Below are 3,303 nucleotides of genomic sequence, written 5' to 3'. Positions count from 1 at the left end.
GATCAGCACCGCGATCAACGCCGCGCCGGCCGCGATCAGCGCCGCACCGTCGGCGCGGTAGGCACTGGCACCGACCATCAGGACACCGAAAGCACTGGGCAGCAACAGTTTCACCGGCGTGATCCCGTTCGATGGTCGGGCACCAGCGCCATCGCCTGATCCAGGGTGGCGGTTCCCGGCCAACCGACGATGTCCACGCCGACGGTGGCCATGTCGCGGTACATGAACGAACGTTGCAGCGTCCACATGCGGTTGACCAGTGGATCGTGCTCGCCTTCGACCGGGCTGCCTTCGAGGACGTCGACGGCGACCACGGCATGGCCGCGCTTGCGCAGATCGATGAGCGCCAAAGCGAACTCGGTGTCGAGCATGGTGGAGAACGCGACGACGATCGCGCCCGGAGGGACGGCGGGACGCGGCGCCAGGGTGCCGGTCGCGGTTTCGAAGGTGTCGGCCGCACCGAGCATGGTGTCGAGAATGCGGTAGAACTGCCGCTGCCCGATGTCGGCGCCGAGCCAACGGGTTCCGCGGCTGCCCAGCGCCACCAGGCCGGCCCGGTCGCCGTATCGCAGTGCGCTCTGCACCACCTGTGCTGCGCCGCGCGCTGTCCGCTCGGTGGCGGCCGTCGCCGGGCCCGGTGGCTGCGGATAGGTGTCGAACAGCACGACCACATCGGCGGCCCGGTCCGTCAGCCGCTCGGTGACGTGCAGCCTGCTGCGGCGCGCACTGACCGGCCAGTTCACGATCCGCAGTTGGTCACCCGGGACATAGGGCCGGATGTCCGCGTACTCCACCCCGGGTCCGAGGTGGCGGGTCAGATGGGTGCCCAGCCGGTCGAGCAGATCGGTGCGCGGGATCGCGGTGGACTGCGCCGGAGCCACGGGAAACACACACACCTCCGCGGCGTCGACCGTTCCGGTTCCCTCGAGCAGACCACCGCAACCGAGCACCCGCACCGTGGCCCGGATCGGATAGCGGCCCCAGCGCGGCGCCTGCACGGCCACCGTCGTCGACGGTGCGCGGTCGACGACCTCGAGTGCCATCCCCGTCGGCGCCGAACACACCAGCCTGACGGGTCCGCCGTCGTCGGCGCTCGCCGACACCTCGACCCGCAGCTGTTCGGATTCGAAGCACCGCTGCAACCCCGGCCGCCCCTGCACCTCCACCGTCGGCGCCGGTCGCTGCCAGCCGAGGGAGCACAGCACACCGAGAAGCGGTGCGGCGAACGCGATCAGCTCCCACCTACCGGTCAGCACCGCACACGCGATCGCGACCCCGGCGCAGGTGGCGATCGACCTGGTCAACGGCGAAGCCCGCCAGTGCAACTCAGCGACCGTGCGAGAGACGTCAGTCACTGCGCTTCCCGCGCCCGCGGCACCGGCAGGCGGCGCAGCAGTTCGTCGACGACGTCGGCGCCCTGCACCCGCCGGACCCACATCTCGGGCCGGAGACTGATCCGGTGCGCCATCGTCGGCACGGCGAGCGCTTTGACGTCCTCGGGGATGACGTAGTCCCGGCCGAGCAGCAGCGCGCGGGCCCGCGCCAGTTGCACCAGGTCGAGTTCGGCGCGCGGACTGGCGCCGACGGCGACCTGCGGATGCTGCCTGCTCGCGGTGGCCAGCGACACCACGTACTGCAGCACGTCGTCGTGGACGGTCACCTGCTCCACCGACTCCTGCATGGCGAGCAGGTCGCGGGCGTCGACCACCTGCTGCACTGTCGGGGGCGCCGATCCGCGGTCGAGTCGGCGGCGCAGCATCGTCGCCTCGTCCTGCTCGGACAGGTACTTCAATTCCAGCCGGATCGCGAACCGGTCCAGTTGGGCCTCCGGAAGCGGATAGGTGCCCTCGTACTCGATCGGGTTGTCGGTGGCGAGAACCAGGAACGGTTCGGGCAACCGGTGGGTCACCCCGTCGATGCTGACCTGTTGTTCTGCCATCGCCTCCAGCAGGGCGGCCTGCGTCTTGGGTGGAGTCCGGTTGATCTCGTCGCCGAGCAGCAGGTTGGTGAAGATCGGGCCGCGGCGGAACTCGAAGCGTCCCGACTGCATGTCGTAGATCGTGGAACCGAGCAGATCGGCGGGCAGCAGGTCCGGGGTGAACTGCACGCGGGTGAACTCGAGTCCCAGTGCTGCTGCGAAAGACTTTGCGATGAGTGTCTTTCCGAGCCCGGGCAGATCCTCGACGAGAACGTGCCCGCGGGCGAGCACCGTGATCAGGATCAGGTTCAGCGCGGGACGCTTGCCCACCACCACCCGGCCGATCTCATCGAGCACCGATCCACACAAGGCGCCCGTGGTGGCCGGTTCCAGGTCGGATGTCATAACCGCTCCAGACGTTGCAGGATGTCGTTGAGCGCCTGGCGGCCGGGGCCGGGTTCCTGGCCCCCGGTTCGTGAGATGTTCTCCGGATCCACCCACTGCCAGAGCTCTTCGCCGAACAGCATCCGCCCGGTGGCGTCAAAAGCTCTCGGGTCCTTTGCTTTTCGGTGACCGGCGGCGAGCTCGAACTGCCGTGCCAACATCGGTCGCAGCCGGCGGTCCCAGTCGGCGCGTGTCGACTCCGACCAGGAGATCAGGGTTTCGGTGCGGGCCAGCCAACGGCGCAGTGCCGCCCCGACGTCGTCACCCGCGGAGTCCTCGAGGGCGTCGGCCGAGTCGTGCGTCAGACGCCACCGCACGGCGAACAGCACGCCCGCCAGAACCACGCCCGTCACCGCGATCACCAGGTGACGCTCCAGTTGGATCACGGCGAACAACTGCACCACCGCCACCAGGAACACCCCGGCGACAACAAGTTTTGTCATATCGCGCCCTGCAGTTCGTGCTGGACCATCCGCAATGCCCGCACGGCATCCTCGCGGTGTTCCTCGCTCATCACATGCGGGCTGAACCGCGCTTCTTCGAACAGGTCGACAAGTTCGGCCGCACTGTCTGCGCGCAGGGCGTGCCGTTGCACGGCGCGGGCCAGCACCTCGGAGGGGGTGTCGGAATCCTGTGGGGTGGTGCCGGGCGACTTCGCCAGCTCCCGTTCCATCGCCGCATAACAGGCGATGATCGCCTCGCGCGGGTCGCGGCTGCGATCCCCGATCTCGGCCAGGCCGAGTTCGGTCGCCCTCGCAAGATCCGGACCGGCCGCCCGGGTTGGGTGTGCCGGGGCCGCGTCGTCGGGCGTCTGCGGTGTGGGCGTGAGGCGTCTGCGGCCGATGATCGTCGCAAGAATCGAGAGCACGAGCAGCACGATCGTGGCCGCGGCGAGGTAGCCGAAGACATCGCCGCCGCCGCCGTCGGCCGGCGGGGTGGGT

4 protein-coding genes are annotated in these 3,303 nt (G+C 69.3%); all 4 read right to left on the bottom strand.

Annotation, left to right across the window (positions count from 1 at the left end; all coding sequences use genetic code 11):
• Window positions 1-110 precede the first annotated feature (110 nt).
• The gene (locus WA965_RS03710; protein WP_526298872.1) at window positions 111-1,355 is read right to left on the bottom strand and encodes a DUF58 domain-containing protein; all 1,245 of its coding nucleotides are present in this window, start codon (window positions 1,353-1,355) and stop codon (window positions 111-113) included.
• On the bottom strand, window positions 1,352-2,323 hold the full coding sequence (locus tag WA965_RS03705; protein WP_526298874.1) for an AAA family ATPase: 972 nt from the start codon (window positions 2,321-2,323) through the stop codon (window positions 1,352-1,354). Before WA965_RS03705 ends, WA965_RS03710 begins: the two co-directional genes overlap by 4 nt.
• Window positions 2,320-2,805 carry a hypothetical protein gene (locus WA965_RS03700; RefSeq protein WP_526298876.1) on the bottom strand — a complete coding sequence of 162 codons (486 nt, stop codon included), beginning with the start codon at window positions 2,803-2,805 and terminating at the stop codon, window positions 2,320-2,322. Before WA965_RS03700 ends, WA965_RS03705 begins: the two co-directional genes overlap by 4 nt.
• A partial coding sequence (locus WA965_RS03695; protein ID WP_526447099.1) for a DUF4129 domain-containing protein occupies window positions 2,802-3,303 on the bottom strand: 502 nt, incomplete at its 5' end. The genes WA965_RS03700 and WA965_RS03695, both read right to left, overlap by 4 nt.

It is taken from the genome of Mycobacterium sp. (genome assembly GCF_049683935.1).
In the GTDB taxonomy this organism is placed as follows: domain Bacteria; phylum Actinomycetota; class Actinomycetes; order Mycobacteriales; family Mycobacteriaceae; genus Mycobacterium.
This window is presented reverse-complemented; position numbering and strand designations above follow the sequence as displayed.

Coding starts and splice junctions, on each gene's coding strand:
- WA965_RS03705 (WP_526298874.1), bottom strand. CDS start 2,323: ATGACATCCGACCTGGAACCGGCCACCACGGGCGCCTTGTGTGGATCG.
- WA965_RS03700 (WP_526298876.1), bottom strand. CDS start 2,805: ATGACAAAACTTGTTGTCGCCGGGGTGTTCCTGGTGGCGGTGGTGCAG.